The sequence below is a fragment of the Arthrobacter sp. Z1-15 genome (genome assembly GCF_054792395.1).
The window spans coordinates 1,537,497-1,560,727 of sequence record NZ_CP096454.1 but is presented as its reverse complement, the minus strand read 5'-3'; the positions used below and the strand labels follow the sequence as shown (position 1 = coordinate 1,560,727).

Below are 23,231 nucleotides of genomic sequence, written 5' to 3'. Positions count from 1 at the left end.
CTCCGGCGGCACCGTGAGCACGGACGGCAACGGCATCTCCGGCGGGGAAACCGGCACCATCACCCGCGTCAGCGGCCCCCTGGTCGAAATCACCGGATTGCCCGGGCTGTCCATGCTGGAGGTCGTGGCAGTGGGGCCGGACCGGATTTCCGCGCAGGCGGTGGCCGTCAACGGTGCGGACGCCACTCTGCAGGCCTATGAGTACACCGGCGGGCTAAAGGCCGGCGATGCAGTGGAACGCACCGGGCACCAGCTGTCGGGACTGCTGGGTCCGGGACTGCTGGGGGCCGTGTTTGACGGACTGCTCCGCCCGCTCTCCTCCGCTCCCCTGTGGCTGGCACAGGACCGGATGTCCTCCACCGAGGACCCGTCCGTCCTGAACACGGCGTGGGGGTTTACGCCGTCGGTCTCCGTGGGCGACACCGTGCAGGCGGGCCAGGTCCTCGGCACTGTTCCGGAAGCAGGAACTGTCGAGTTCCGGGTGATGGTGCCGCCGGACATTGACGGCGAGGTCCAGTGGCTGGCAAACGGTCCCGTGCATCCGCTGGATCCGGTGGCACGGGTGGGCGGGAAGGACGTTCCGCTGGCGCAGCAGTGGCCGGTCCACCGGCCCCGGCCCTTCGGCGAGCGCCTGACCGACACGATTCCGCTCAACACCGGACAGCGAGTCCTGGATCTGCTCTTCCCGCTCCCACGCGGTTCTGCAGCGGCTGTTCCGGGCGGGTTCGGCACCGGCAAGACCCTGACGCTCCAGCAGATTGCCAAGTGGTCCGACGCCGACGTCATTGTCTATGTGGGCTGCGGCGAGCGCGGCAACGAGATGGCGGACGTGCTGGACGGCTTATCCGGGCTGGATGATCCCCGGACCGGCGGCAAGCTGATCGACCGGACGGTGATCATTGCGAATACTTCCAACATGCCGATGATGGCCCGGGAAGCGTCCATCGCCACCGGTGTCACCGTTGCGGAGTTCTTCCGGGACATGGGCTATGACGCCGTCGTCATTGCCGACTCGACCTCCCGGTGGGCCGAAGCGCTGCGCGAGTTCGCCAACCGCAACGGAGATCTTCCGGCCGAGGAGGGCTACCCGGCCTCCCTGGCCAGCGAGCTCGCTGCCTTCTACGAACGTGCGGCGCGGGTGCGCACCCTCGGCGGTGCGACGGCGTCGGTCACCGTGATTGGCGCGGTCTCTCCCCCCGGGGGCGATATGAGCGAACCGGTCACTACCGACACCCAGCGCTTTGTGCGATCCCTCTGGGTCCTTGACCGCGATCTGGCCTACTCCCGCCACTATCCGGCCGTCAGCTGGCGCGGTTCCTTTTCCCGGGACGCCGAGGCCCTCGGCCGGTGGCATTCTGCCCACGGAGATCCGTTGTGGGCCCAGCGCCGCGCTTCGGCCTCCCTGCTGCTGTCCGAAGCGGACCGCCTGACCGCCCTGGCAGAAATTATCGGGACCGCTTCCCTTCCCGGGCATGAGCAGATGGTGCTGCTGGGCGGACGCCTGGTGCGCGACGGCGTCCTGCTGCAGAACGCGCTCAGCCCCAACGACGGCTACAGCTCCGGGGAGAAGGGCGCAGCCCTGCTGCAGACGGTCCTGGAGGTCGTGGATGCGTGCCAGGCGCTGGTGGAACGCGGTGTGCCGCCAGCCGACGTCGAACGCTTCGACTTCACCCCGGTGCTGCGGCTGCGGGAGGACACGGGTCCCACCGACGCTGAAGGCGTCCTTGTCCGCGGACGGGACTTCCTGCGCCGGCTGCAGCAGCTCGGCGCGGCGCCCGACGACACCGGCTCGCAAACGGAAAGGCGGTCCGCGTGAACAGCGGCGACAACCACAGCGCCGGCACGGATCCCGCGGCGGACACGGGCCAGCGGGCCGGCTCCGTACCCCGGGTCGGCTACAGCGGAGTACGCGAACTGCGCGGTCCCCTGCTGGTTCTCGGCGACGCGGAGGGAGTGGGCTGGGACGAGTTCGCCACCGTGGGCGTGGCCGGACAGCGGGACCGGCACGGGCTGGTCCTGGAGGTGGACGGAGACGAAGTCACGCTGCAGGTCCTCGAGGGCACCGGAGGAATGTCGCTGGGCGGGATCGAGGTCCGGTTCCAGGGACGTCCGCTGGCGGTGCCTACCGGACTTGGCTGGCTTGGAAGGGTTTGCAACGGACGCGGTGAACCGCTCGACGGCGGTCCTCCCGTCACGGCGGGGAAGACAGCGCCGGTGGGCGGCTGGCCGCTGAATCCGGTCTACCGCGAACCCCCGCAGGATCCGGTGATCACCGGGATCTCCGCCGTCGACGCCCTGACCACGCTGGTGCGCGGACAGAAACTTCCGATCTTCTCCGTTCCGGGCCTGCCGCATCTGACCCTGGCCACGCAGATCGCCGCCCAGGCCACGACGTCGTCGGGCCGGGCGTTCCGGGTTGTTTTTGCGGCCATGGGGATGACCCACGCTGACATTGCCTATATCCGCGACCGGCTGGAGGAGCGCTCCGCCGCGGGTGAGCTGGTGCTGCTGCTCAACGCCGCTGATGATCCGGTGATCGAACGCATCCTCACGCCGCGGATTGCCCTCACCGTCGCCGAGTCCCTGGCCTATGACGAGGGATCGGATGTCCTGGTGGTGATGTCGGACATGACCAGCTACGCGGAGGCAGTGCGCGAAGTGTCCGCGGCCCGGCGGGAGATTCCGGCCCGCCGCGGCTACCCCGGCTATCTCTACAGTGATCTGGCCGGACTCTATGAACGGTGCGGACGGGTCCGGGACCGGGAGGGCTCGGTGACGATCGTGCCCGTGCTGACCATGCCGGCCGGGGACATCACCCATCCTGTGCCGGACCTGACCGGTTACATTACCGAGGGACAGGTGGTGCTGGATGCGGACGTCGACGCGCGGGGCATCTATCCCCCGGTGGACGTCCTCTCCTCGCTGTCCCGCCTGATGCGCAGCGGAGCCGGGAAGGGCCGCACCAGGGAAGACCATTTGGATGTAGCGGCACAGATTCTCTCCGCGATGGCCCGGGCACGCTCAGCAGCGGAACTGGCCGAACTGGTGGGGGCGGCAGCGCTGAGCGAGACAGACAACGCCTACATCGAATTCCGGTCCGTGGTGGAACGGGACCTGCTGAACCAGGGACGTGATGAGCTGCGGACCTTTGACAAAACCATGGATCTCGCCTGGCAGGCCCTGTCGCTGCTGCCGCGGAGGGAGCTGACCATGCTCTCCGCGAAGTTCCTGGACAAGTATCTTCCCGGTCCGATCGGCGGGGCGCGGCTGTGAGCGGATTCAGGAGCGGGTCGCCTTGATGAACGGGGCGCGGCTGTGAGCGGGTTCAGGAGTGGCGGGAACCGTGCTGATCGGGCCGATGTCGAGCGCCGGCTGGAAACCGCTACGCGCGGTGCCGAACTGCTGGACCGCAAGCAGCGCATTCTGCAGCGTGCCATCGAGGGGCTGCAGGAGAGGGCCGACACCGCACGCCGAGCATGGGAGGAGCAGGCAGAGGCGGCTGCAGTGTGGCTGCAGCGCAGTGCCGGCTTGGACGGGGAAGACCGGATCAGCGCAGCGGCACCCGTGGAAGCCGCCGTCGTGCAGGTGCAGTGGGGCGGAGCAATGGGTATCTCCTACCCCGAAGGATCGCAGTGCGTACTGCCTGCGGCTTCTCCGGCAGGAGGAAGCTCGGCGCTCGCCTATACGGCAGCCACGCACCGGAGGGCACTCGAAGCCGCAGTCGCAGCGGCGAGCGCCGCGCGGGCACTGTTGCTGGTCTCAAAGGAGCTCGAGGCAACCCGCACCCGGCAGCGCGCAGTGGAGAACAGGTGGATTCCGCTGCTTCAGGAGCAGCTGGACGGGATTGAGCGGAAGGTCGCCGAGCAGGAACTGGAGGAAAGCCTGCGGCTGCGCTGGTCGGCCGGTCTCATCTAAGCCGGTGGTACATCTGAACCCGGCGCTCAGCGAAACCGGGGCTACGCGTCGATGCCGGTGTTCTCGCTCACGGCACGCCATTTCTCCAAAGAAGCGAGCCGTTCCTGCAGGACGTTGGCATAAGTGGCGGTGGCGTCGGCACCGAGGACGAGCATTTCCGGAGTATCGGCTGCTTCCACCGCAGCAATGATGGCTGCGGCGGCTTTGGCCGGGTCGCCGGGCTGGGTGCCGTGGGTCGTGTCGTTTTCCTTGCGGCGTTTTCCGGCAGTGTCGGCATAATCCGGGATGGCTGCCGCCGACTGGCGGAGGGAGCGCCCGGAGAAGTCGGTCCTGAACCCGCCCGGCTCCACAACCATCGCGGTGATGCCGAGGGGCTCGAGTTCCTTGCGCAGCGACCCGGTGAGACCTTCAACCGCAGACTTCACTGCTGCGTAATAACCGGAACCGGCCGGGGTCATTGTTGCCCCGATGGAGGACAGGTTCACGATGGTGCCCGACCGGCGCGCCCTCATCTGCGGAAGGACTGCCTTGACCAGGTCCACGGACCCGAAAAAGTGAGTGTCAAACAGAGTGCGCACATCGGCGTCGTCGCCCTCCTCGACGGCCGCCCGGTATCCGTAGCCGGCGTTGTTCACCACAACGTCAATCCCGCCGAATCTCTCCGTCCCTCCGGCGACCGCCGACTGGATCTGGCCGGCATCGGTGACATCAAGGGCGAGGGGCAGTGCCGTCTCCGGATAGTGCTCCGCGAGGTCCTGGACCGTGGACGGATCGCGGGCGGTCACAACCGCGTTGTCCCCGCGTGCCAGGACGGCTTCCGCCAGGGCGCGTCCGAGTCCTGTCGAGCATCCGGTGATGAGCCAGGTAGTCATGATCTCTGCCTTTCCGTGCCGGGAGGTACCGGCTGAACAACTGGTTGCCATGCCTTTACCGGGACACCCTACAGCCACAGGTGAGACGGAAGCGCACAGAATGGCGCCGGTGGGATAACCTGCGGGCATGCCGCCGCCCCAGCTGTCCCAGTCCCGCGCTCCCCGCCCTCCCCGAGCACCGCGACACCGGCTAAAACCTTCGGTGCAGCACCCCGTCCGGGGGCACCCCGTCCTGCTGCGCCGTACCGGGCTCGCCTCCGCTGCGGTAGCCGCAATAGCTGGGGGGTTGTGGGCCCGGACCGGACTGGCGGGCATGGCCGGAGACGCGGCAGGAGGCGTCCTGTACGCGGTGCTCCTGTATCTGCTGCTGGCTTTTGCGGCGCCCCGGACCCGCTGCACCGCGGTGGCCGCTGCCGCCGTCGCACTTTGTTCAGCGATCGAACTGTTTCAGCTCACCCCGTGGCCAGCCCAGTGGGCCGGACAATGGCCACCTCTTCGCCTGGTGTTCGGCACTACGTTCAATCCGTGGGACTTTCCCGCTTACGCCGGAGGCGCCGCAGCGGCAGGTCTGGCGGACCGGCTGCTGCGTCGCTCTCCGGGCGCAGCGACTAGAGCCGGAATCCCTCGTCGAGCCGCTCGATGATCGTGACGTTCGCCTGCCCGCCGCCCTCGCACATGGTCTGCAAGCCGTAGCGGCCGCCGGTGCGCTCCAGTTCGTGCAGCAGAGTGGTCATGATGCGAGCGCCGGTGGCACCAATGGGGTGGCCCAGCGAAATGCCGCCGCCGTTGACGTTCACCTTGTCCATGTCGACGTCGAGTTCCCGCTGCCAGGCCAGCACCACCGAGGCGAAGGCCTCATTGATTTCGAGCAGGTCAATCTCATCCAGGCTCATGCCCGTGCGCCCCAGCGCATGGCGTGTGGCCTCGATGGGAGCGCTGAGCATCATGATGGGATCGTCCCCGCGGGCCGAAATCGAATGGATGCGCGCCCGCGGCTTCAGTCCGTAGCGCCGCACGGCATCCTCAGAGGCGAGCAGCAGCACTGCGGCGGCATCGGAAATCTGCGACGACGTCGCAGCTGTCAGGCGGCCGCCCTCGGACAGGGGTGCCAGGGACTCGATCTTGGCGCGGTTGGGCTCCCGCGGCCCCTCATCGGCGCTGATGCCGTTGAACGGCAGAATCTCCCGGTCAAACCTTCCCTCAGCCTGGGCGGCGAGGGCACGCACATGGGATTCGACGGCGAAGTCCTCCATCTCGCTGCGGGTCAGGCCCCACTTGTCGACCATCATTTCGGCGCCGATGAACTGCGAGACCAACTGGTCCCCATACCGCTCGGCCCATCCCGTTGATCCGGTGAAGGGGTCAGGGAAGCCCAGCTCCGCTGCCGCAGTATTCGCGTATCCGATCGGGATGGAGGACATGCTCTGCACTCCGCCGGCCAGCACCAGGTCGCTGGTTCCGCTCATGACGGCCTGCGCTGCATAGGACACGGCCTGCTGCCCGGACCCGCACTGGCGTTCCACAGTGGTTCCCGGCACGCGCTCGGACAGACCGGCAGCCAGCCACGCAGTGCGGGCAATATCCATGGCCTGCGGTCCCACCTGGTCAATGGCACCGAGAATGACCTCGTCGAACTCAGCGGAGTCGATGCCGGTGCGGCGCACCGTTTCAGCAATAACGTGTGCTGCCATGTCGGCCGGATGGATGCTGCTGAGTCCGCCCTTGCGCCGGCCAACCGGCGTGCGTACCGCGTCAATAATGAATGCTTCAGCCATGGGAAAAGGCCTTTCGTCAATGGAAGGCGGGAGCCGGAACCCGTGCGGGCGCCCGGGCCGATGGTGTCGGAAACCACACTAGGCGATGAGGACGACGACGGCACCAGACCACCGGTATGAGGCGCCGCACCGCGTGGCGGCCCGCCCCTGACGCCCGTCGTGAGCAGGGAACACGCCCCTGAATGCCGGCAGTTTATGAACCGGTGCGACACACACCTGTGCAGCCTTACCGACGACGTCGCCACACCACGCGCAACGTGTCGCGTCTCCTGGATCAGGTGCCGCAGCATCACGATGACGCTGCACGCGAGGGTGCAGCGGTCTAACAAGCTTTCTTTATAAAGGACTCTTGCTAAACATCTCTTTACTGCCTACGCTTCCCGGCATGGACTCCGAACAGGACGCAGCAGCCGCCGCCCGCAGGGAATACCGTGCCTCCCCCGGCTATCCGGGCGAACAAGCGGTCACCGATCCGGTCCGGATCCGGGCACTCGCCCATCCCGTCCGGCTGGAGCTGCTGGACTATCTCGACGACGCCGGGAGTGCCACCGCCACTGAATGCGCCGCAGCCATCGGTGCATCAGTGGCCAGCTGCTCCTACCACTTGCGCACGCTCGCCAAGCACGGCTATATCGAGCAGGTCAGGCAGCCGGGACGGGAGAAACCGTGGAAGGTCGTGTCCCGCAACCGCTCGCAGGGCATTGATCCCGATCTGGCAGGCTCTGTGCACGCCGTCGCCGCTACTGCTTCCCTCGAGGCGGATCGGCAACTGCAGCGGATCCAGTCCTGGCTCCGGCGGGCACCGGAACTTCCGCCGGAGGATGTCAATGTCTCCACCGTCCTCGGCGTCGGTTTCTACGCCACGCACGAGGAGATCATGGAGTTCCGGGAGGAGCTCTGGAAACTCACGGAACGCTTTGACGGACGCCGGGAAAACCCCGAGCGGCGCCCCCAGGGAGCTGTCGCGGCCCGGCTCTTCGCCGTCGTCAATGTTGAACCGGAGCAGCGGCCATGAGCGCCGGCAGGGACGGGACCAACGACGTCGGCACCAACCGCGACGTACTAAAGGTGCCGGCCTTCCGCCGGCTGGCCTTGGGCTGGGTCTTCTCCAATTTTGGTGACTCCGTCCTGTTCCTTACGGCCGCCATCTGGGTCAAGCAGCTGACCGGCAGCGATGCCGCCGCCGGCATGGTGTTTGCCGCACTCGGACTGCCTGCCCTGCTGGCACCTTTCACGGGCCGTCTGGCGGACCGGTACCGGCGCCGGCCCCTGGTCATCATCAACAACATCTGCGCCGCAGTGGTGGTGCTGGCGCTGCTGCTGGTGCGCGATGTCCAGGGGCTGTGGATCGTTTACGCGGTGATCGTCGTTTACGCGAATACCGCTTACATCACGGCAGCAGCGCAGTCGGGACTGCTGCGTGATCTGCTGCCCGACCGGCTCCTGGCACCCGCCAACGGCATCCTCAGCAGCATCGACCAGGGCCTGCGCATCGCGTCGCCGCTGCTGGGAGCCGGGATGCTCGCGCTGTGGGGCATGGACTCGGTCGTGCTGCTGACGGTTGCCTGCTTCCTCACTGCTGCAGCCGTACTCGCCACACTAAAGCTGAAGGAAAGCATGCACGAGATGGACCCGGAAGAGTCCTTCTGGCAGAGCACGACGGCGGGATTCCGCTTTCTGGCCACGCACCCCCTGCTGCGCCGGGCGTTGCTGACCCTGGGAATCGCCATCGGAGCCACCGGCATCCTGAACGTCACCATCTTCGCCACGGTGGAGCAGGGGCTCGGACGCCCGCCGGAGTTCGTGAGTGTGCTGCTGGGATTCCAGGGAGTCATGGCTGTGGCCGGCGGGATCACCGCAAGCATGGTCATCCGACGGTTCGGCATCCCCGTCACCATCGCTGCAGGCGTTCTCCTACTGGCCGCCGGATTGCTGACCACCGCCCTCTCCTCCCTGGCCCTGATTGTGGGAGGCGCAGCGCTGACCGGTGTCAGCGTCTCATGGGTGGCGATCGCCTTCATCACTCTCCGGCAGACGGAAACACCGCCCGGGATGCAGGGACGCACGTCAGCCGCCACCCAGGTGATCATGAATGTGCCGCAGGTTGGTGCGTCGATGATTGCGGCTGCCCTGATCGGCCTAGTCGACTACCGCGCCATGATTTTCGCCATGGGCGCACTCTGCGTGCTGGCAGTGCTGCCCCTGGCGGTGAGGAGCAGGCGGGGTACCGCCGGAACGCCCCGGAACATGGCTGCACCGTCCAAAGAGCCTGCGCCGAACGGCTAGAATGGAAAGGCTGTCATTGCTGGCAGCACAGCCGCGAGTGCCCAGCCCTGCGGCCGCATCCCACCACACGTGAAAGCAGCGGAGTGTCCTTACAGGTTCAGCCCACCGTCAGCGCCACCACCAGTCCGGCCGGCAAAGCGACTGCGGCAATTGCCCGCGAGTCCTCCCGCCGCCGCACCTTTGCGGTGATCTCGCACCCCGACGCCGGTAAGTCCACACTGACCGAGGCCCTGGCCCTGCACGCCCGCGTCATCGGTACGGCAGGCGCCACCAACGGCAAGGAAAACCGCCGCGAGACGGTTTCCGACTGGATGCAGATGGAAAAGGACCGCGGCATCTCCATCAGCTCCACGGCACTGCAGTTTGCGTACCGGGACACGGTCATCAACCTGCTCGACACTCCGGGCCACGCCGACTTCTCGGAGGACACCTACCGCGTCCTTGCCGCCGTCGACTGCGCGGTCATGCTCGTGGACGCGGCCAAGGGCCTGGAAACACAGACCATGAAGCTGTTCGAGGTGTGCCGCGCCCGCAACCTCCCCATCATCACCGTGATCAACAAGTGGGACCGCCCCGGGCTGGATCCCCTGGCGCTGATGGACGAAATCACTGAGCGCACAGGTCTCACCCCCATGCCGCTGACCTGGGCCGTGGGCATCGCCGGAGACTTCCGCGGCGTCTGGGACCTGAAGAAGGACGAATACGTAAAGTTCGAACGGCAGAACTCCGGCGCTTCCCTGGCCAAGGAGGACCACTTCACCCCCGAGGAAGCCCTCGCTGCCGAAGGTGACGTCTGGGAGGACTCCCTGGGCGAAGCCGAGCTGGTCATCGACGGCCGCGAGTTTGACCGCGATGCCTTCCTCAACGCCAAGGCCACCCCCATCCTGTTCTCCTCCGCCGCACTGAACTTCGGCGTGAAGCAGATCCTGGACGCCCTGGTGGACCTGGCGCCGTCGGCCGGACCGCGCGAGGACAAGGAAGGCGAGCTGCGTCCCGTGGATGCACCGTTCTCCGGTTTCGTCTTCAAGGTGCAGGCCGGCATGAACAAGGCGCACCGAGACCACGTCGCCTTCATCCGGGTCTGCTCCGGCGTGTTCGAACGCGGCATGGTTGTCACGCACTCCAATACCGGCAAGACCTTTGCCACCAAGTACGCCCAGCACCTCTTCGGCCGCGAACGCGAGGTCATCGACCAGGCTTGGCCCGGCGACGTCGTCGGGCTGGTGAACGCTTCCGCGCTCCGCGTGGGCGACAGCCTGTACGTGGAGGCGCCGGTGGAGTTCCCCCCGATTCCGTTCTTCAGCCCGGAACACTTCCGCGTGGCCCGCTCCAAGGACCCCAGCCGCTACAAGCAGTTCCGCCGCGGCATCGACCAGCTTGAGCACGAAGGCATCATCCAGGTGCTGCGCTCGGACCGGCGCGGTGACCAGGCTCCGGTGCTGGCCGCCGTCGGGCCCATGCAGTTCGAAGTGGTCGAGGACCGCATGACGCAGGACTTCAACGCGCCGATGCGCTACGAGCAGCTGTCCTACTCACTGGCCCGGCTCACCACTCCGGATGCCGCCGAGGTCCTGGCCAACGTGCACGGCGCCGAAGTACTTCAGCGCACCGACGGGGCCTACCTTGCCCTGTTCAACGATGTCTGGGCACTCAAGCGGGTGGAGAAAAACCATCCCGAGGTATCGCTGACGGTTATCGGCACGGAGTCTCCGAACAGCCGCGGATACTAAGCCTTAGCGGGGTTCGCCCCGCGGCTCCGGAGAAGAACAGGGAAACCTGACGACTCCTGGGCGTGTTCAGCGTCCTGGTGCCGCCGTTCATGCTGTGATCACCGATATGAATCGCCTGCGGAAACACAAGACCTGGAGTGTTGCCGGCTGGCTGCTTGCGGGCTTCGGATTAGCGTTTTCTGTTCTGATGATCCTCCAGCCCTGGAGGTCCTGCCCCGACGACGATTCCGCGGCAGGCTGTCCCGTGACCCTTCTCGACGCCAACCTCACGGTTGGAGCCCTCATGATGATGGGTGCCGGATTCATGCTGGTGCTGGGGACGGTGTTTTGGCCGCAACCGCCCCGGCCGCTTCCCCGGCCAGGACTCGGCCCGCTTCCCCGGAGGCCGGACGGCAGATAGTGCTGCCGACCGCCCTTGTGGCGGGGCACTATTAGTGATCTATTACTAGTATGTCCCGAATACAGGCTCAGCAGGATGCGCAGATGGTCCGCGCAGTCCTGCCACTGCTGGCCCTCACACTGATCGGCGAGGAGGAATCCTACGGTTACCAGCTCACCGAACGGCTAGCGGCACTGGGGCTGGAGGTGACCACGGGGCTGGTCTACCCGCTGCTCAGCCGGTTGGAGCGGGACAACCTGGTCAGGACCAGAATGGTTGCGTCAACCAATGGGCCGCCCCGGAAATACTTCGCACTCACACCGGCAGGCGAAGCCGCGCAAGCATCGGCGAAGGAGCAGTGGCGCGTCGTGTCGGCCGCCGTCCGCGCCGCCACCGACAAGGAGCGCAATGACTGACAGCAGTTATGCAGGATCGCCTACCCGTTCCCTTCGCGACCGGTTGCGCACGGACTGGTACCTCACGCGTCTGGACTGGCATCTTGAGGGCCTGCTGCCCGGCCGGGAACGCAAAGCCGCTCTCCGGGATCTACGCCGGGACCTCGCCAGCGACCCCAGGGACACCACAGCGGCGCTCTTCGATTTGGGAGCCCCGAGGATCCTGGCCCGCCAGTATGCGGAAGAGAGTCCTGACCGTCCCCTGTGGTCTATCGGCGCTGTTATTGCAGGACTGGCACTGTTCGTTTACTGGACCTCGTTTGTGCTGTTCACCTTCGGAATGCTGGCAGCCGTCGACTACAACGCACCGGCGCAGGCACACGCGACGTTCCTGTTCGTGGACGTTGAAGCCTTCTCCTCCCCGGACGCGGTGGGCATCGGATGGACCAGCAGCTGGGGCTGGCTGATGGTTCCCGGCGGGATTGCGGCGATCAGCTTTCTGCTGGGCTCACGGGTCTGGCGGATTGCCAGCGGACCGTCAGGGACCGCCGGAGCCACTGCTTAGCTGGTCACCGATGCGGGAGCTTCACTGCCTCTATCGTTCAAGCCGGGGTCAGTGGTCTGCGCTGCTCTCTGAGCGGCGGGGTGCTTTGGGCTTTCCGAGGGTGAACCACAGGAGCGAGCCAAGAAACGGAGCCACAACGACGATCAGAAACCAGATAGCTTTTACCGTCGGCGTAGCGTGTCTGCTTTTCGAGATGCTGATCAGGGCACCGATCACCAGTGCCAAATACAGTGCAAGGAAGATCGTAACCGTCCAGCCCCTCAGCCCCTGCGTGACCACATTGATGGATTCGGCGGAAATACTGACGCCGGTATAGGTCAACAACATTGTTTCAGCTCCTGTAAATGGTGGTGCGCTTTCTTGACAATTCATCGATAAGTTTCGCCCACTGTACTCCTCATGACTGTGCGGTTCGGCGGAAAAGGCGTGCTTCTGGACCACAGCGGAAATGAGGGTAAGTGCGTGAGGCTGTAGGTTTAGGGCTATGACCGAACGCGTTGGACAGCTTGCGTCCATTTCCCTTGACTGCCCGGATCCGGACCTGCTGGCGGATTTCTATTCCCGTCTTCTGGGACTTAAAGAAGCGTTTGCGACACCCGACCGCGGAGTCGTCGCTCTGGCCGGAGGCGGTCCGATGCTAACCCTGATGCGCGTTGACACCTATGTTGCGCCGTCCTGGCCCGAGGGCGACCAGCACCAGCAGATGCATCTGGACGTAGCCGTGGAGGACCTTTCAGCCGCAGCCGAGGCCGCCGCAGCTCTGGGTGCGGTGCCCGCTGAGCACCAGCCGGCACCGGAACAGTGGCGTGTCCTGCTCGATCCCGCCGGACATCCGTTCTGCCTGACCGCCGTCCGTCCCGACTGACCCGGCCCGGTGCGGGGAAAGAGATGACGGGCTCCCTGGCAGCAGCCGCCGAGTCGATTCTCACCGCCAAGGCTGAGCTGGACTATCAGGCCGCCGCAGCGGTCTATCCCGGAACCTCGTTCCGCCGGTTTGGGCGGGTTGCCGCAACGCGACTGCCCGCATTGCCTGATGCCGCACCGTACAACAAGGCGCGCGGACTGAGTCTGGACGATATCCACCGGCTTGATGACATCACCGCTTTCTATTCCGAGACCGGGCAGCGTCCGCGCCTGGAGATTTGGGCTGGAGATGACACTGCAGAGCTGCGGTCACGACTGGGGGCAAGGGGGCTGTCACCCGCGGCCGGCACTGCCACCCTCCACGCCCGGCCCCGCACAGGAGTGCCGGCCCTGCCGCCGGGGGTGCAGGTAGATGAGGTTGGCCGGGACAACAGCCACTACCTGGACATCCTGTTCCAGGGGTATGGAATGGCTTCCAGCTCCGGCACCGCCCGTGACGTCTTTGCCCGGGAACACGGCACACCGGGGCTGCGCCGCTACCTCGCCACGGTCGACGGCCGGCCCGCAGCCGCCGCAGCCCTGTTTGTCCACGGCGGCCTGAGCCTCTTTGTCGGTGCCGCAACTCTGCCTGCTTTTCGACGCCGGGGCTGCCAGTCCGCCCTCATCCACCGCCGTCTGGGGGACGCCGCGGCCGTCAGCGACCTCACCGTGGTTACCGCCGCCGCCGGCTCGGCAAGCAGCGCCAATCTTCGAAGCCGCGGCTTCGGGATCACCCATCTGCGCAGCCTCTGGCAGTAAACCGCGCGAACCACCCGTTAGGCTGACGCCATGGGGTTTATAGGAGTCTTTTTAATGGCAGCAGGAATAGCGATCTCGTGGGCAGCCGAAGCAACAGCCCGGGGCAGGCTCGGCATGAATCCCTTCGTGGGCATCCGGGTCGGATATGTGACCCATTCACCCGAAGCATGGCTTGCCGGACACCGTGCAGCACGATGGCCGACCCATGCCGCTGCGGGGATCATTGCCGCCTGCGGAATTCTGATCCTGGCACTGAATGTGTCGGATGAAACCGCTTCCAGAATAGCTATTGGCGGCTCCCTGGCCGTTTTCGCAATGGTTCTGTTTGCTGCCAAAAAGGCAACACGTGCCGCTGAACTCGTTGTTGTGCAGAACGCTGACCGGCAGTCCTGACGACTTCGGCGAGTCCCTTGGACCTGTCACCGGGGGACCACCCGCAGCCTCCGACTGGCAAGAGCAGAGGCAGAGGCAGCAGCGCCGAAACTCTAAAGCCGCACATCACCACAACCAGTAACGCTCCTCAGGCACGGCAGTGGACCGAGCATAAGAAACCCTAATGACAGACGGGATTCATAGTAAGTATTAGTTTTTCGTGAGTATGCTCGACCCAACACACCACCTGCCGCTTCCCTGCTTTCGGGGCGGCATCTTCCGGAAGGTCGCCGCCATGTCTCTTCACGCGTTCCCCTCGCTCCCCCGCACCCGCTTCGACGACGTGACTGCGGACGGCAATCCGGTGGATTCCGAAGCCTGGCGGGCCCTGAAGCAGGCCGCCACCGATCTGCAGCCGCTGCAGAACAAGAACGGTTCGGTCGACGCGGAAAACAAGAGCGCCGCCGAAGAGCTGATCGACACTATCGCTGCCGCCGTCACCGCCCTGGCACCGGCCTTTGAGCACGACGCCGAATACCTCCGCCTGGTGGTTCAGGACCTGCAGCGCTGGGTCGCCGACGGCCTGGGCGAACCGGATTTCCTGGATTCCCTGCTCGCATTCTCCCCGCAGCTGGACCGCACCGACGGACTGCAGCATCTGGTGCTCTTCCCCATGTACACGCAGAACGGCTCCACCAACCGCTACGTGGAAGCAGTCTTGATCGAGGTTGTCTGGCCGGACTTCATTGGTGAACTCGAAGCCGGCGAGTACTCCAACAAGCTCTTCGTCCCCATCCGCTTCCTGGACTTCACCCCGGGCTACGACACCAACTCCGCGGTGCTGTTCCCCGAGTCCGTGGCCGTCCGCGAAACCCCCACCTTCACCTGGGGCGCCATCTTTGCCGACCGCGAAGCCGCACGCTTCCGCCGGGTGCTGCGGGCCGCCGCCGAGATCACCTCGCTGCAACTGCCCGAGGACGCGGCAGCTCTGCTCGACGACCAGCACCTCACCGAGGAAACCTTTGTCATGTGGGACCTCATCCACGACCGCACACACATGCGCGGAGACCTGCCCTTCGATCCGTTCATGATCAAGCAGCGCATGCCGTACTTCCTGTACTCCCTCGAGGAACTGCGCTGCGACCTCACCGCCTTCCGCGAAGCCGTGAAGATTGAAAAGGACGAGGACGCTTCCCCCGAAGCCCGCAAACATGCCACGCTGGTCCAGTACGCAGTGATCTTTGACCGGATCTTCCGGTTCGCCATTACGGGCAGCCGGGTGCGCAACTATGACGGCCTCGGCGGCCAGCTGCTGTTCGCCTGGATGCACCAGAACCATGTCCTGCACTGGACCGACGGCAAGCTGAGCATCGACTGGGACGACGCGGCCGACGTCGTCATCCGCCTGGGCGCGAACATCGAGGACCTGTACTGGCGCTCCATTGACCGGCCGAAGACCGCCCACTGGTTCGCGGCCTATGATCTGGTCTCGGCGACACTGACGCCCAACCCGGCGTCGGTCTGGGCCAAGGGTCCGGAGGCCCTGCCGCTGGACGGTCCGCCGCGCGGGCTGACGGACCAGGTGCTGGACGACGAATTTCCGCTGTCCATGTTCTACGAAGCGCTGTCCAAAAAAATGGGCCCGGTCATCGAGTCCACTTCGGGAATCACAGGGAGTTCGAAGTAAATGAACACTGAGCCGGCCGCACGATCATCCGCAACGCCGCTGTCCGTCCGCGGGCGGACCGTCCTCGTGGCCGGCGCCGCCTCCCCCTCCGGCACCGCAGTGTGCCGGGCGCTGGAAGCCGCCGGAGCGAAGGTGGTGGCGGTGGGCCGCGATGCGGCCCGACTGGAAAACACCCTCGCAGACCTGCTCGACGCAGACCTGCGCACCTGCGACCTGTCCAACCCCGGTGACGTGGATGCGCTGTCCCGGGATTTGCAGGAGACCTACAGCGGAATCGACGGGCTCATCCATCTGGTGGGCGGCTGGCGCGGCGGCGGCGGAATCACCGGCCAGACCGACGACGACTGGGACTTCCTGGAAACCAACATCCTGCGCACGCTCCGCAACGTCAGCCGCAGCTTCTACGACCAGCTCGCAGCGTCCGACGACGGCCGGCTCGCCATAGTCTCCTCCACCGCTGTGGACTCCCCCACCGCCGGCGGCGCCGGATACGCCGCAGCCAAAGCCGCAGCCGAGGCCTGGGTGCAGGCGATCGCCCAGGGCTTCCGCCGGGCGCAGTCCGGCGCGAAAGACAATCCGGAAGCGCAGCGCTCTGCCGCCGTCGTCCTGGTGGTCAAAGCACTGGTGGACGATTCCATGCGGCAGGCCGAACCGGAGCGCAATTTCGGCACCTACACCGATGTGCAGGACCTGGCAGGCGCCGTCGTCGGGCTCTTCAGCGAGGAGGCCGAGCAGCTGAACGGCAAACGCATTTCGCTCGTGCCGGGCGCCTGACTCCTGCACCTGCAGGCGGCTGCGTTGCCGCTGCCCGCCCGGCGCCGCCGGTGATATCCGATCAATCCGTAAGAGATACTGGACACTGTGACCAACATTTCCCCCCTGCATGACATTTCCATCCGTGCCTTTGCCTCGGACAACTATTCCGGTGTGCATCCGGAGATTCTCGATGCGCTGACCGCCGCGAACCAGGGCCACCAGGTGGCCTACGGCGAGGACGTCTACACCGCGAAGCTGCGCGAGGTCCTGACCTCCCACTTCGGTCCGCAGATGCGCGCGTTCCCGGTGTTCAACGGCACCGGCGCCAACGTGACGGCGCTGCAGTCGCTGCTGCCGCGCTGGGGCGCCGTCATCTGCGCCTCCACCGCCCACATCAATGTGGACGAAAACGGCGCGCCGGAGCGGATCGGCGGCATGAAGCTGCTGCAGATCCCCGCCCCGGACGGCAAGCTCACCCCCGCGCTGATCGACCAGGAGGCCTGGGGCTGGGGCGACGAGCACCGCGCGCAGCCGCTGGCCGTGTCCATCACGCAGTCCACCGAGCTGGGCACCCTCTACACGGTGGAGGAAATCACCGCGATCGCCGAGCACTGCCACAAGCACGGCATGACGCTGCATATGGACGGCGCCCGGCTGGGCAATGCCGCCGCAGCGCTGGGCGTGACGCTGGGTGCGATGACGTCCGGGGCCGGCGTGGACATCCTCTCCCTGGGCGGCACCAAGAACGGCATGATGTACGGCGAATGCATCGTCTCGCTGAACCCGGAGGCCTCCCCCGGCCTGGATTACCTGCGCAAGATGAACATGCAGCTGGCCTCGAAGATGCGGTTTGTCTCCGCCCAGTTCATCACCCTGTACGAGGGCGACCTGTGGCTGCGCTCGGCCTCACATGCCAATGCCATGGCACAGCGGCTGCGTGCCGCTGTGGAGAAGATCGACGGCGTCGAGCTCACCCAGGCCACCGAATCCAATGCCGTCTTCGCGAAGCTGCCGGCCGGTGTGGCTGACCGGCTGCGCTCCTCGTTCCGGTTCTACGACTGGGACCAGGCCACCGGCGAGGTGCGCTGGATGTGCACGTTCGACACGTCAGAGGCCGACGTTGATGCCTTTGCCGAAGCGATCGCCCGTGAAGTTGCCGCGGATCCCGGTACTCCCGCGGGCCCGCAGGATCCGGAAGCACTGCCGATCAGCTGACCTGTCAGTCCGGGTCCCCCTGCGGAGCACTGCGCACCCAAGGGGGACCCGGCTCTGTTCTCAGCGCCGGGCCCCCGCCGCGCGTCCGGCTCCGCTAGTTCCCGGTCGGCTGCAGGTCAACCGTGCCTTCGCCAATGACAACACGCTCATCCGGGCACACCGGCCCGTCAACCACAAGGGTTTTCCCTGATGCAAACCCCACGGTGATATCCCCCTGGCTGCAGCCGGCTCCGAGGATACTGACCCCGCCCCAGCCTTCGATCGCATAGTCCTCGTCCCCGATCGAGACTGTGACCTCGGAGGGGCTTTCGTTGCTGAAGGTGAGGTCACCCGGGCTGCAGCCGGTCAGAACCGCAGCCAGAGCAACCGCAAGGAGCGCTGTTCGGGGAAGGCGACTCAGAGATCTCACCGCGCTCTCCTCCAACCTGTCTGGGAATGAACTGTAAAAGTGATCGATTGTCGATCGCCCACCTATCGAATGTCAATAGGTGCTTGGTTGGTCGCCTGCGAAGAAGGGCTGCGAACACGATGAGGCAGCTCTCCTTCCTCTCCGGCTACCTTCCCGGCGGAAGCGAGCCCCCCTAGGCTGACAGGTAACGAATGGGATACGTCGGCGAGCCTCATCCTCCGTCCGGAGCCGGCCCCCGTAGTCTGCGAAGGTGAGTGCAATTGGTGACTTATCACAAGTACCCCCGGATTTCCTGAAGGCCCTTGGTTCCCTGCGCAAGGCGCAGTGCCGGCCAGAGCTGCACCTGAACGAAATTCCGGCTCCCGCCCGGCTGGCACCCTTCGCGGTGTCACTCGGCGCAGAAGTCCTTGCGTCAGGTCCGCTGGCCCGGGACGAAGGGCTTGGGCACGGGCCTTCCGGAATCGTGATTCCGGAACAGACCGAGCTCGCGACAGGCCGCTTTATCCTGCTGCATGACCCGGAAGGATCAGCCGTATGGAACGGTACCTTCCGGATCGTCACCTATATCCGCGCGGAGCTGGAACCGGACATGGGCAACGATGAGCTGGTGGGGTCCGTGGCCTGGACGTGGCTGGTGGAAGCGCTGCAGGAGCACAAGGCCGGTTACACATCGGCTGGCGGAACGGCCACCCGGATCCTCTCGGAAAGCTACGGCACCCTGGCGGGCCGCGGCGATGCCATCGACATTGAACTGCGGGCCTCCTGGACGCCGGATTCCGCTGACGTCCAGGCGCATCTTGAGGCCTGGTCGGATATGGTCTGCACATTTGCCGGGCTGCCGCCGCTGCCGGAAGGCGTCACTCCCCTGCCCAGGGTGCGCCGCAGCTAATCCCGACATGCAAGTAATCCCGACATGCAAGCCCATCCGCCGGAAGAAGCCCCGTCACATCCCGCACCCGGGCCGGAGACGTCCGCCGTGTCACTATGCCACCGGCAGACTCGATAGACTGAAGTTCTTATGACCGCGCAAATACCCGGCTCCTCCACGCAGACCACATCCGCTGACCCGAACAGTGAACCCCCGCAGCTCCCGTTGCTGGAGGCACCAAAAGACGGCGTGCCCCTGATCATTGACACCCCCAGAGGGCTGGAGCGCGCGGCCAAGGCCCTCGCGGCAGGAACCGGTCCTGCGGGAGTAGATGCTGAACGCGCCTCGGGCTTCCGCTACGGGCAGCGCGCCTTCCTGGTACAGATCCGGCGCGAAGGCTCCGGCACCTGGCTGATCGACCCGGAGCCGTTCGACAATCTGGACATCATCAACGAAGCCCTCTCGGGCGTGGAATGGATCCTGCACGCGGCAACACAGGACCTTCCCTGCCTGTCCGAACTGGGCATGTGGCCGGACAGGCTCTTCGACACGGAACTGGCCGCACGCCTCGCCGGGCTCCCCCGCGTGGGCCTGGCCGCCGTCATCGAAAACCTGCTCGGCTTCACCCTGGCCAAGGAACATTCCGCCGCGGACTGGTCCACGCGCCCGCTGCCCGAACCCTGGCTCCGGTACGCGGCACTGGACGTTGAGGTCCTGGCGGAACTCCGGATCGAACTGATCAAGGTGCTCGACGACGCCGGGAAGCTTTCCTTTGCGGAGCAGGAGTTCGAAGCAATCCGCACGGCACCGCCGTCGCCGCCCCGGGTCGACCCCTGGCGGCGCACCAACGGAATGCACCAGCTGCGTGACCGCCGGCAGCTCGCCGTCGTCCGTGAACTCTGGACCGAACGGGAGCACCTCGCGGAGAACCGCGACACGGCTCCGGGGCGGCTGATTCCGGACTCGGCAATCGTTGCCGCCGCCCGGGCCATGCCCGCCACGGTTCCCCAGCTGCTTTCCACCCCCGGTTTCCACGGCCGCGCCGCTCAAAAAGAAGCTCCGCGCTGGATGCGCTGCATTTCCGCGGCCCGCTCCACCAAGGACCTGCCGCCCCTGCACATCCCCACGCATGCCCCGCCGCCCCCGCGGGTATGGCCCAAGAATGATCCGGCAGCTGCAGCCCGGCTGCAGACGGCCAAGCCGCGGCTGGCAGCCGTGGCCGAGAAGCTGAACCTGCCGATCGAGAACCTGCTGACACCGGACACCCTGCGCCGGGTCGCGTGGCGGCCGCCGGCAACCATCGATCTGGACAGCATCGCCACCGCCCTGCGGGACCTTGGCGCCCGGGAATGGCAGATCGAGCAGACAGCCGCGGTCATTACCGTAGCGTTCCTGGATCCCGATCCCCTGGTGGAAAAGGAAAAGGAAAAGGAAAAGGACGCCACCGCTTCACGCTAGCGGCAGCTTCGCTGCCCGGTCCGTTTTCGGAGCAGTGGCTGGGCAGTCCCGCCCTGTCACGCTTGTTTTCTCCGCAGTCCGCACCCGCCTGTCCAGATGAATGAAGCGCCGAAGCCGACCGAGAGCGTGATCACCAGATAACCCGCGGTGAATGATTGAGGTGCTCCCTCTATGACTGAATTGCTCGGATCCGAGCGATCATAGAAAACTACCCTTTTTTCCCCGTGCATTTCGTCTGCAACTTTCGATTTTGATCCATCGATATGCTCGTAATAGCGCTCACGGGCGCCTTTGGCGTAAGCACGTCTATCCTCGGCGAGAAAGGAAAATGTCAGTTCCTTGTATTCTTTTTGCCTGCCACCGGTGGAAAACTTGACGCTGATGATGACACCGGTGGTTCGGACACCTTCCTCCAGGATTCTGCGGTCATCGTGAGCCTGTAGGACCATCCCCACACCCAAGGTGTTTCCCCCGAAAAAAATCACCAGCCCGGCAATCAGAAACGCTGTCGCCTTGGCCATTCGGGTGTGTTTACCCCTTGCTAGACGGTCCCTTTGAGAACGCCTAGCCATTCTGATCCCTTCATTGTCTGCTTTTTTTACTTTTCGAAATCCTATCACCGGCCGAACACAGCATGGCCTGCCGCACTTCTGGAGAATACCGCGAATGAAGTTCCAGGCTAGAACATCTCTGAATACCGTCGCGCGCTGTCCACGGCCTCGCTTCCCAGCACCCAGCAGAACCAAATATCCACGGCGGCCAGCACCAGAATCGCTGCCGCCGTCACGGTCCTGGGCCATGACCGGGGCTGCACCAAAGCGGCGGCCACTGCCGTCACGGCTGCTACGGCAGGAACAAGCAGCGTGATGGCCATCATCGCCTGGCGCCGGGGAATCTGTTCCAGATAGTACGAACCGCGATAGTCATTCGGATCAAAATCAAAACCGGAAGCGAACGCGAAGAACGTCGAGACCGGGGTCAGGCACAAAAACCCGACCGCGAATCCCAGCCATAGCTCGTCGCCCCATCGCCTGCCCTCACGCGGCCTCGTCACGGGAACCGGCGATGCTCGGCCGCCCGGCCCAGCTGGCGGTACTTCACCATGGCAATCAGCGCAGCACCGGTACATCCGCCGATGCCTAGCAGCAGCGCCAGCGGCGGGATCGGGCCGCCGGTTCCCTGGTCCGACTCCGTAATCACGGCCAGAATGGCGGCCATCAGGCCGGCAGCGGCCAGCAGCGACAGCACGAGGGTTGTGAACCAGCGATGCGAGGCCCGCTGCCGAAGGCGGTCCTGGCCGGCCAGCGTCAGTATTCTCCACAGACACACCAGCGCCGCCTCGACACAGGCCACCGCAAGGACGGACAGCACCAGGATGGGCCGATACAGGTTCCGGACTTCCGGAAAGTGCGCGACGACGTCCGCGCCCGTCCACGGCAGGATGAGAGTCTGGGCAACCACAGCCCCGGCGAACAGGATGGCAAGGATCAGCTTGAGCTCAGCTGCGGCTGCTTTGGTCATGCGTATCCCCGGTTGATTGATCATCGACAATTATCTATCGAAAGTCGAAATTGCCACGTCGACTCCGGCGGCACAAGAGGTCTCCCGATTCGCTGCACCGCCGGTAGGCTGTCGCCATGCCCACCCTCGAATACGCAGCCGGAGTCGATCTGCCCTTTGCCGCCGTCGTCCGGCTCTATGACGCGGTGGGCTGGAGCGCCTACACGGACGCACCGCAAACCCTCGCTTCCGGGCTGGCAGGATCCGCACAAGTGGCAGTTGCCTGGGAGGGGCAGGATCTGGTGGGACTGGCTCGGGTCGTCTCCGACGGACACACCGTCTGTTACCTGCAGGACGTCCTGGTTGATCCGCGCCACCAGCGCACCGGGCTGGGCCGGCGCCTGGTTGAGCTGGTGCTGGCACCGTTTGCCCACGTGCGCCAGAAAGTACTGCTGACGGATACCGAACCGGGACAGAAAGCCTTTTATGAGTCCCTCGGCTACCGGCAGGCAGGCGGGGACCTGCCCGAGGACGACGACGGCGGCCTCCCGCTGCGTGCCTTTGTCCGGTTCGACGTGTGAGCGGACCCCGGCGGCGGTAACGATCCGGCAACATGCGCTGGTGCGCTGCGGAACGCTGGACTACTCTCGGCCACCGGTCCGGGTCTCGCAACTGTTTCATCCCCTCCGGCCCGCGCACATCAAAAACGCGCTGTACGGAAAGGTAACCGCCATGCCCAACGCTGCCTCCACGGAAATCATCTATTCAACCGCCCTGACCTGCCCGCCCGAGGCAGTGTGGCGCGCGCTGTCCGCCACCAACGTGCCGCGCAGCTGGATGTGGAACTCGGTCCTGCGCGGACCCATGGAACCCGGTACCGACTACTCCATGGGCGGGGACGGAGAGGACCTGATCGTGGGAACGGTTCTGGACGCCGACGCCCCCTACCGGCTCGTCATGACGTTCGATGCACGCTGGGACGAACGGGTGGCCGGTGAGCCGGCGGGAGAGATGGAATATCTCATCACCCCCACCGGCGACCATGAGTCGGTGTTCAGCGTGCGGCTCTCCGGTCTGGCCGGAGTGAGCGCTGATGCCGCGGAACAGGACACTCCGGAGATTTACGCCCGGTTGAAAACCTGGCTGGAGGACAACGACTGCGGGTGATCCGGCATCCGGAAAACGGGCCGCAAATGATCCAGCATTATGACGCCTCCTCGTTTTCTGCGAACGGAAGCATTACCACGGCGACACTCGGCGCCGTATTCCACCCCTTGAGGCTCAGTTGCGGTCACCACCAAATGTGTTCATACTGAATTCACTCAAGGTGTGACTGCCCCCACATTCAGGGTGAAATACCGGCGGCCCGGAAACACCGCCGCCCGGG

Annotated in this window: 26 protein-coding genes; 19 read left to right on the top strand and 7 right to left on the bottom strand. The window is 65.5% G+C overall.

From position 1 onward, the window contains the following. Positions 1 to 13: 13 nt before the first annotated feature. Genes M1D40_RS07110 through M1D40_RS07100 form a run of 3 tightly spaced genes read left to right on the top strand, consistent with a single transcriptional unit; the run spans position 14 to position 3,915 of the window. Entirely contained in the window at positions 14 to 1,816 is a 1,803-nt protein-coding gene (locus M1D40_RS07110; protein WP_461170672.1) for a V-type ATP synthase subunit A, read from the top strand. Then, the gene (locus M1D40_RS07105) at positions 1,813 to 3,273 is read left to right on the top strand and encodes a V-type ATP synthase subunit B (protein WP_341392713.1); all 1,461 of its coding nucleotides are present in this window, start codon (positions 1,813 to 1,815) and stop codon (positions 3,271 to 3,273) included. The genes M1D40_RS07110 and M1D40_RS07105 overlap by 4 nt, the downstream gene beginning before the upstream one ends. Before the next feature lie 42 nt (positions 3,274 to 3,315). Next, positions 3,316 to 3,915: a V-type ATP synthase subunit D gene (locus M1D40_RS07100; protein WP_341392712.1), complete on the top strand. Its 600-nt coding sequence runs from the start codon at positions 3,316 to 3,318 to the stop codon at positions 3,913 to 3,915. 41 nt (positions 3,916 to 3,956) lie between these two features. Here the strand turns inward: M1D40_RS07100 and M1D40_RS07095 are convergent, their stop codons facing one another. Continuing rightward, a complete protein-coding gene (locus M1D40_RS07095) occupies positions 3,957 to 4,787 on the bottom strand; it encodes an oxidoreductase (RefSeq protein ID WP_461170671.1) in 831 nt (276 codons plus the stop codon). A 127-nt stretch (positions 4,788 to 4,914) separates the two neighbouring features. Between M1D40_RS07095 and M1D40_RS07090 the strand changes: the two genes are divergently transcribed. Beyond that, entirely contained in the window at positions 4,915 to 5,430 is a 516-nt protein-coding gene (locus M1D40_RS07090) for a DUF2809 domain-containing protein (RefSeq protein ID WP_461170670.1), read from the top strand. Here the strand turns inward: M1D40_RS07090 and M1D40_RS07085 are convergent. Continuing rightward, positions 5,396 to 6,562 carry an acetyl-CoA C-acetyltransferase gene (locus M1D40_RS07085; RefSeq protein ID WP_461170669.1) on the bottom strand — a complete coding sequence of 389 codons (1,167 nt, stop codon included), beginning with the start codon at positions 6,560 to 6,562 and terminating at the stop codon, positions 5,396 to 5,398. The genes M1D40_RS07090 and M1D40_RS07085 overlap by 35 nt on opposite strands. Before the next feature lie 385 nt (positions 6,563 to 6,947). Between M1D40_RS07085 and M1D40_RS07080 the strand changes: the two genes are divergently transcribed. From M1D40_RS07080 to M1D40_RS07060, 5 genes are all read left to right on the top strand, one after another. Further along, on the top strand, positions 6,948 to 7,577 hold the full coding sequence (locus M1D40_RS07080; RefSeq protein WP_461170668.1) for a helix-turn-helix domain-containing protein: 630 nt from the start codon (positions 6,948 to 6,950) through the stop codon (positions 7,575 to 7,577). Next, the gene (locus M1D40_RS07075) at positions 7,574 to 8,848 is read left to right on the top strand and encodes an MFS transporter (protein WP_461170667.1); all 1,275 of its coding nucleotides are present in this window, start codon (positions 7,574 to 7,576) and stop codon (positions 8,846 to 8,848) included. Before M1D40_RS07080 ends, M1D40_RS07075 begins: the two co-directional genes overlap by 4 nt. A gap of 149 nt (positions 8,849 to 8,997) precedes the next feature. Beyond that, positions 8,998 to 10,578, top strand: a complete 1,581-nt coding sequence (locus M1D40_RS07070; protein ID WP_341393191.1) for a peptide chain release factor 3 — start codon at positions 8,998 to 9,000, stop codon at positions 10,576 to 10,578. Positions 10,579 to 11,061: 483 nt separating this feature from the next. Beyond that, entirely contained in the window at positions 11,062 to 11,373 is a 312-nt protein-coding gene (locus M1D40_RS07065; RefSeq protein ID WP_461170666.1) for a PadR family transcriptional regulator, read from the top strand. Further along, positions 11,366 to 11,917 (top strand): DUF1700 domain-containing protein, encoded by a 552-nt coding sequence (locus M1D40_RS07060; protein WP_461170665.1) that lies wholly within the window; start codon positions 11,366 to 11,368, stop codon positions 11,915 to 11,917. The genes M1D40_RS07065 and M1D40_RS07060 overlap by 8 nt, the downstream gene beginning before the upstream one ends. Positions 11,918 to 11,965: 48 nt before the next feature. On the opposite strand, the gene M1D40_RS07055 is transcribed toward M1D40_RS07060, so the two are convergent. Next, positions 11,966 to 12,244: a PLD nuclease N-terminal domain-containing protein gene (locus M1D40_RS07055; protein WP_461170664.1), complete on the bottom strand. Its 279-nt coding sequence runs from the start codon at positions 12,242 to 12,244 to the stop codon at positions 11,966 to 11,968. A 157-nt stretch (positions 12,245 to 12,401) separates the two neighbouring features. On the opposite strand from M1D40_RS07055, the gene M1D40_RS07050 reads away from it, so the two are divergent. From M1D40_RS07050 to M1D40_RS07025, 6 genes are all read left to right on the top strand, one after another. Beyond that, complete coding sequence (locus tag M1D40_RS07050) at positions 12,402 to 12,782, top strand: VOC family protein (protein WP_461170663.1); 381 nt, start codon at positions 12,402 to 12,404, stop codon at positions 12,780 to 12,782. Positions 12,783 to 12,805: 23 nt separating this feature from the next. After that, positions 12,806 to 13,579, top strand: coding sequence for a GNAT family N-acetyltransferase (locus tag M1D40_RS07045; RefSeq protein ID WP_461170662.1), 774 nt, complete (start codon positions 12,806 to 12,808; stop codon positions 13,577 to 13,579). A 54-nt stretch (positions 13,580 to 13,633) separates the two neighbouring features. Beyond that, positions 13,634 to 13,972 (top strand): hypothetical protein, encoded by a 339-nt coding sequence (locus M1D40_RS07040; protein WP_461170661.1) that lies wholly within the window; start codon positions 13,634 to 13,636, stop codon positions 13,970 to 13,972. 274 nt (positions 13,973 to 14,246) lie between these two features. Beyond that, positions 14,247 to 15,638 carry a DUF6421 family protein gene (locus M1D40_RS07035; protein WP_461170660.1) on the top strand — a complete coding sequence of 464 codons (1,392 nt, stop codon included), beginning with the start codon at positions 14,247 to 14,249 and terminating at the stop codon, positions 15,636 to 15,638. Continuing rightward, positions 15,639 to 16,412, top strand: a complete 774-nt coding sequence (locus tag M1D40_RS07030; RefSeq protein ID WP_461170659.1) for an SDR family oxidoreductase — start codon at positions 15,639 to 15,641, stop codon at positions 16,410 to 16,412. An 87-nt stretch (positions 16,413 to 16,499) separates the two neighbouring features. After that, on the top strand, positions 16,500 to 17,609 hold the full coding sequence (locus M1D40_RS07025) for a threonine aldolase family protein (protein WP_461170658.1): 1,110 nt from the start codon (positions 16,500 to 16,502) through the stop codon (positions 17,607 to 17,609). Positions 17,610 to 17,703: 94 nt separating this feature from the next. On the opposite strand, the gene M1D40_RS07020 is transcribed toward M1D40_RS07025, so the two are convergent. After that, a complete protein-coding gene (locus M1D40_RS07020; protein WP_461170657.1) occupies positions 17,704 to 18,018 on the bottom strand; it encodes a hypothetical protein in 315 nt (104 codons plus the stop codon). Between the two features lie 259 nt (positions 18,019 to 18,277). Between M1D40_RS07020 and M1D40_RS07015 the strand changes: the two genes are divergently transcribed. Continuing rightward, positions 18,278 to 18,907, top strand: coding sequence for a DUF3000 domain-containing protein (locus tag M1D40_RS07015; protein WP_461171022.1), 630 nt, complete (start codon positions 18,278 to 18,280; stop codon positions 18,905 to 18,907). A 129-nt stretch (positions 18,908 to 19,036) separates the two neighbouring features. Continuing rightward, a complete protein-coding gene (locus tag M1D40_RS07010) occupies positions 19,037 to 20,344 on the top strand; it encodes an HRDC domain-containing protein (protein WP_461170656.1) in 1,308 nt (435 codons plus the stop codon). Between the two features lie 56 nt (positions 20,345 to 20,400). Here M1D40_RS07010 and M1D40_RS07005 read toward each other — a convergent pair whose 3' ends face one another. The 3 genes from M1D40_RS07005 to M1D40_RS06995 form a co-directional block, all read right to left on the bottom strand. Then, positions 20,401 to 20,865 carry a DUF3592 domain-containing protein gene (locus M1D40_RS07005; RefSeq protein WP_461170655.1) on the bottom strand — a complete coding sequence of 155 codons (465 nt, stop codon included), beginning with the start codon at positions 20,863 to 20,865 and terminating at the stop codon, positions 20,401 to 20,403. 158 nt (positions 20,866 to 21,023) lie between these two features. Next, positions 21,024 to 21,398, bottom strand: coding sequence for a hypothetical protein (locus tag M1D40_RS07000; protein ID WP_341392693.1), 375 nt, complete (start codon positions 21,396 to 21,398; stop codon positions 21,024 to 21,026). Next, entirely contained in the window at positions 21,395 to 21,865 is a 471-nt protein-coding gene (locus tag M1D40_RS06995; RefSeq protein WP_461170654.1) for a DUF2975 domain-containing protein, read from the bottom strand. The genes M1D40_RS07000 and M1D40_RS06995 overlap by 4 nt, the downstream gene beginning before the upstream one ends. A 116-nt stretch (positions 21,866 to 21,981) precedes the next feature. Here M1D40_RS06995 and M1D40_RS06990 point away from each other — a divergent pair, with 116 nt between their 5' ends. Beyond that, entirely contained in the window at positions 21,982 to 22,425 is a 444-nt protein-coding gene (locus tag M1D40_RS06990) for a GNAT family N-acetyltransferase (RefSeq protein ID WP_461170653.1), read from the top strand. A gap of 151 nt (positions 22,426 to 22,576) precedes the next feature. Then, complete coding sequence (locus M1D40_RS06985; RefSeq protein WP_461170652.1) at positions 22,577 to 23,011, top strand: SRPBCC domain-containing protein; 435 nt, start codon at positions 22,577 to 22,579, stop codon at positions 23,009 to 23,011. Positions 23,012 to 23,231: the final 220 nt, after the last annotated feature.

What these genes read in the sequence shown, in the direction of transcription:
- M1D40_RS07095 (WP_461170671.1), bottom strand. Translation starts at nt 4,787, where the DNA reads ATGACTACCTGGCTCATCACCGGATGCTCGACAGGACTCGGACGCGCC.
- M1D40_RS07080 (WP_461170668.1), top strand. Translation starts at nt 6,948, where the DNA reads ATGGACTCCGAACAGGACGCAGCAGCCGCCGCCCGCAGGGAATACCGT.
- M1D40_RS07065 (WP_461170666.1), top strand. Translation starts at nt 11,062, where the DNA reads ATGGTCCGCGCAGTCCTGCCACTGCTGGCCCTCACACTGATCGGCGAG.
- M1D40_RS06985 (WP_461170652.1), top strand. Translation starts at nt 22,577, where the DNA reads ATGCCCAACGCTGCCTCCACGGAAATCATCTATTCAACCGCCCTGACC.
- M1D40_RS07075 (WP_461170667.1), top strand. Translation starts at nt 7,574, where the DNA reads ATGAGCGCCGGCAGGGACGGGACCAACGACGTCGGCACCAACCGCGAC.
- M1D40_RS07045 (WP_461170662.1), top strand. Translation starts at nt 12,806, where the DNA reads ATGACGGGCTCCCTGGCAGCAGCCGCCGAGTCGATTCTCACCGCCAAG.
- M1D40_RS07085 (WP_461170669.1), bottom strand. Translation starts at nt 6,562, where the DNA reads ATGGCTGAAGCATTCATTATTGACGCGGTACGCACGCCGGTTGGCCGG.
- M1D40_RS06995 (WP_461170654.1), bottom strand. Translation starts at nt 21,865, where the DNA reads ATGACCAAAGCAGCCGCAGCTGAGCTCAAGCTGATCCTTGCCATCCTG.
- M1D40_RS07090 (WP_461170670.1), top strand. Translation starts at nt 4,915, where the DNA reads ATGCCGCCGCCCCAGCTGTCCCAGTCCCGCGCTCCCCGCCCTCCCCGA.
- M1D40_RS07055 (WP_461170664.1), bottom strand. Translation starts at nt 12,244, where the DNA reads ATGTTGTTGACCTATACCGGCGTCAGTATTTCCGCCGAATCCATCAAT.
- M1D40_RS07035 (WP_461170660.1), top strand. Translation starts at nt 14,247, where the DNA reads ATGTCTCTTCACGCGTTCCCCTCGCTCCCCCGCACCCGCTTCGACGAC.
- M1D40_RS07030 (WP_461170659.1), top strand. Translation starts at nt 15,639, where the DNA reads ATGAACACTGAGCCGGCCGCACGATCATCCGCAACGCCGCTGTCCGTC.
- M1D40_RS07050 (WP_461170663.1), top strand. Translation starts at nt 12,402, where the DNA reads ATGACCGAACGCGTTGGACAGCTTGCGTCCATTTCCCTTGACTGCCCG.
- M1D40_RS07060 (WP_461170665.1), top strand. Translation starts at nt 11,366, where the DNA reads ATGACTGACAGCAGTTATGCAGGATCGCCTACCCGTTCCCTTCGCGAC.
- M1D40_RS07010 (WP_461170656.1), top strand. Translation starts at nt 19,037, where the DNA reads ATGACCGCGCAAATACCCGGCTCCTCCACGCAGACCACATCCGCTGAC.
- M1D40_RS07005 (WP_461170655.1), bottom strand. Translation starts at nt 20,865, where the DNA reads ATGGCCAAGGCGACAGCGTTTCTGATTGCCGGGCTGGTGATTTTTTTC.
- M1D40_RS06990 (WP_461170653.1), top strand. Translation starts at nt 21,982, where the DNA reads ATGCCCACCCTCGAATACGCAGCCGGAGTCGATCTGCCCTTTGCCGCC.
- M1D40_RS07040 (WP_461170661.1), top strand. Translation starts at nt 13,634, where the DNA reads ATGGCAGCAGGAATAGCGATCTCGTGGGCAGCCGAAGCAACAGCCCGG.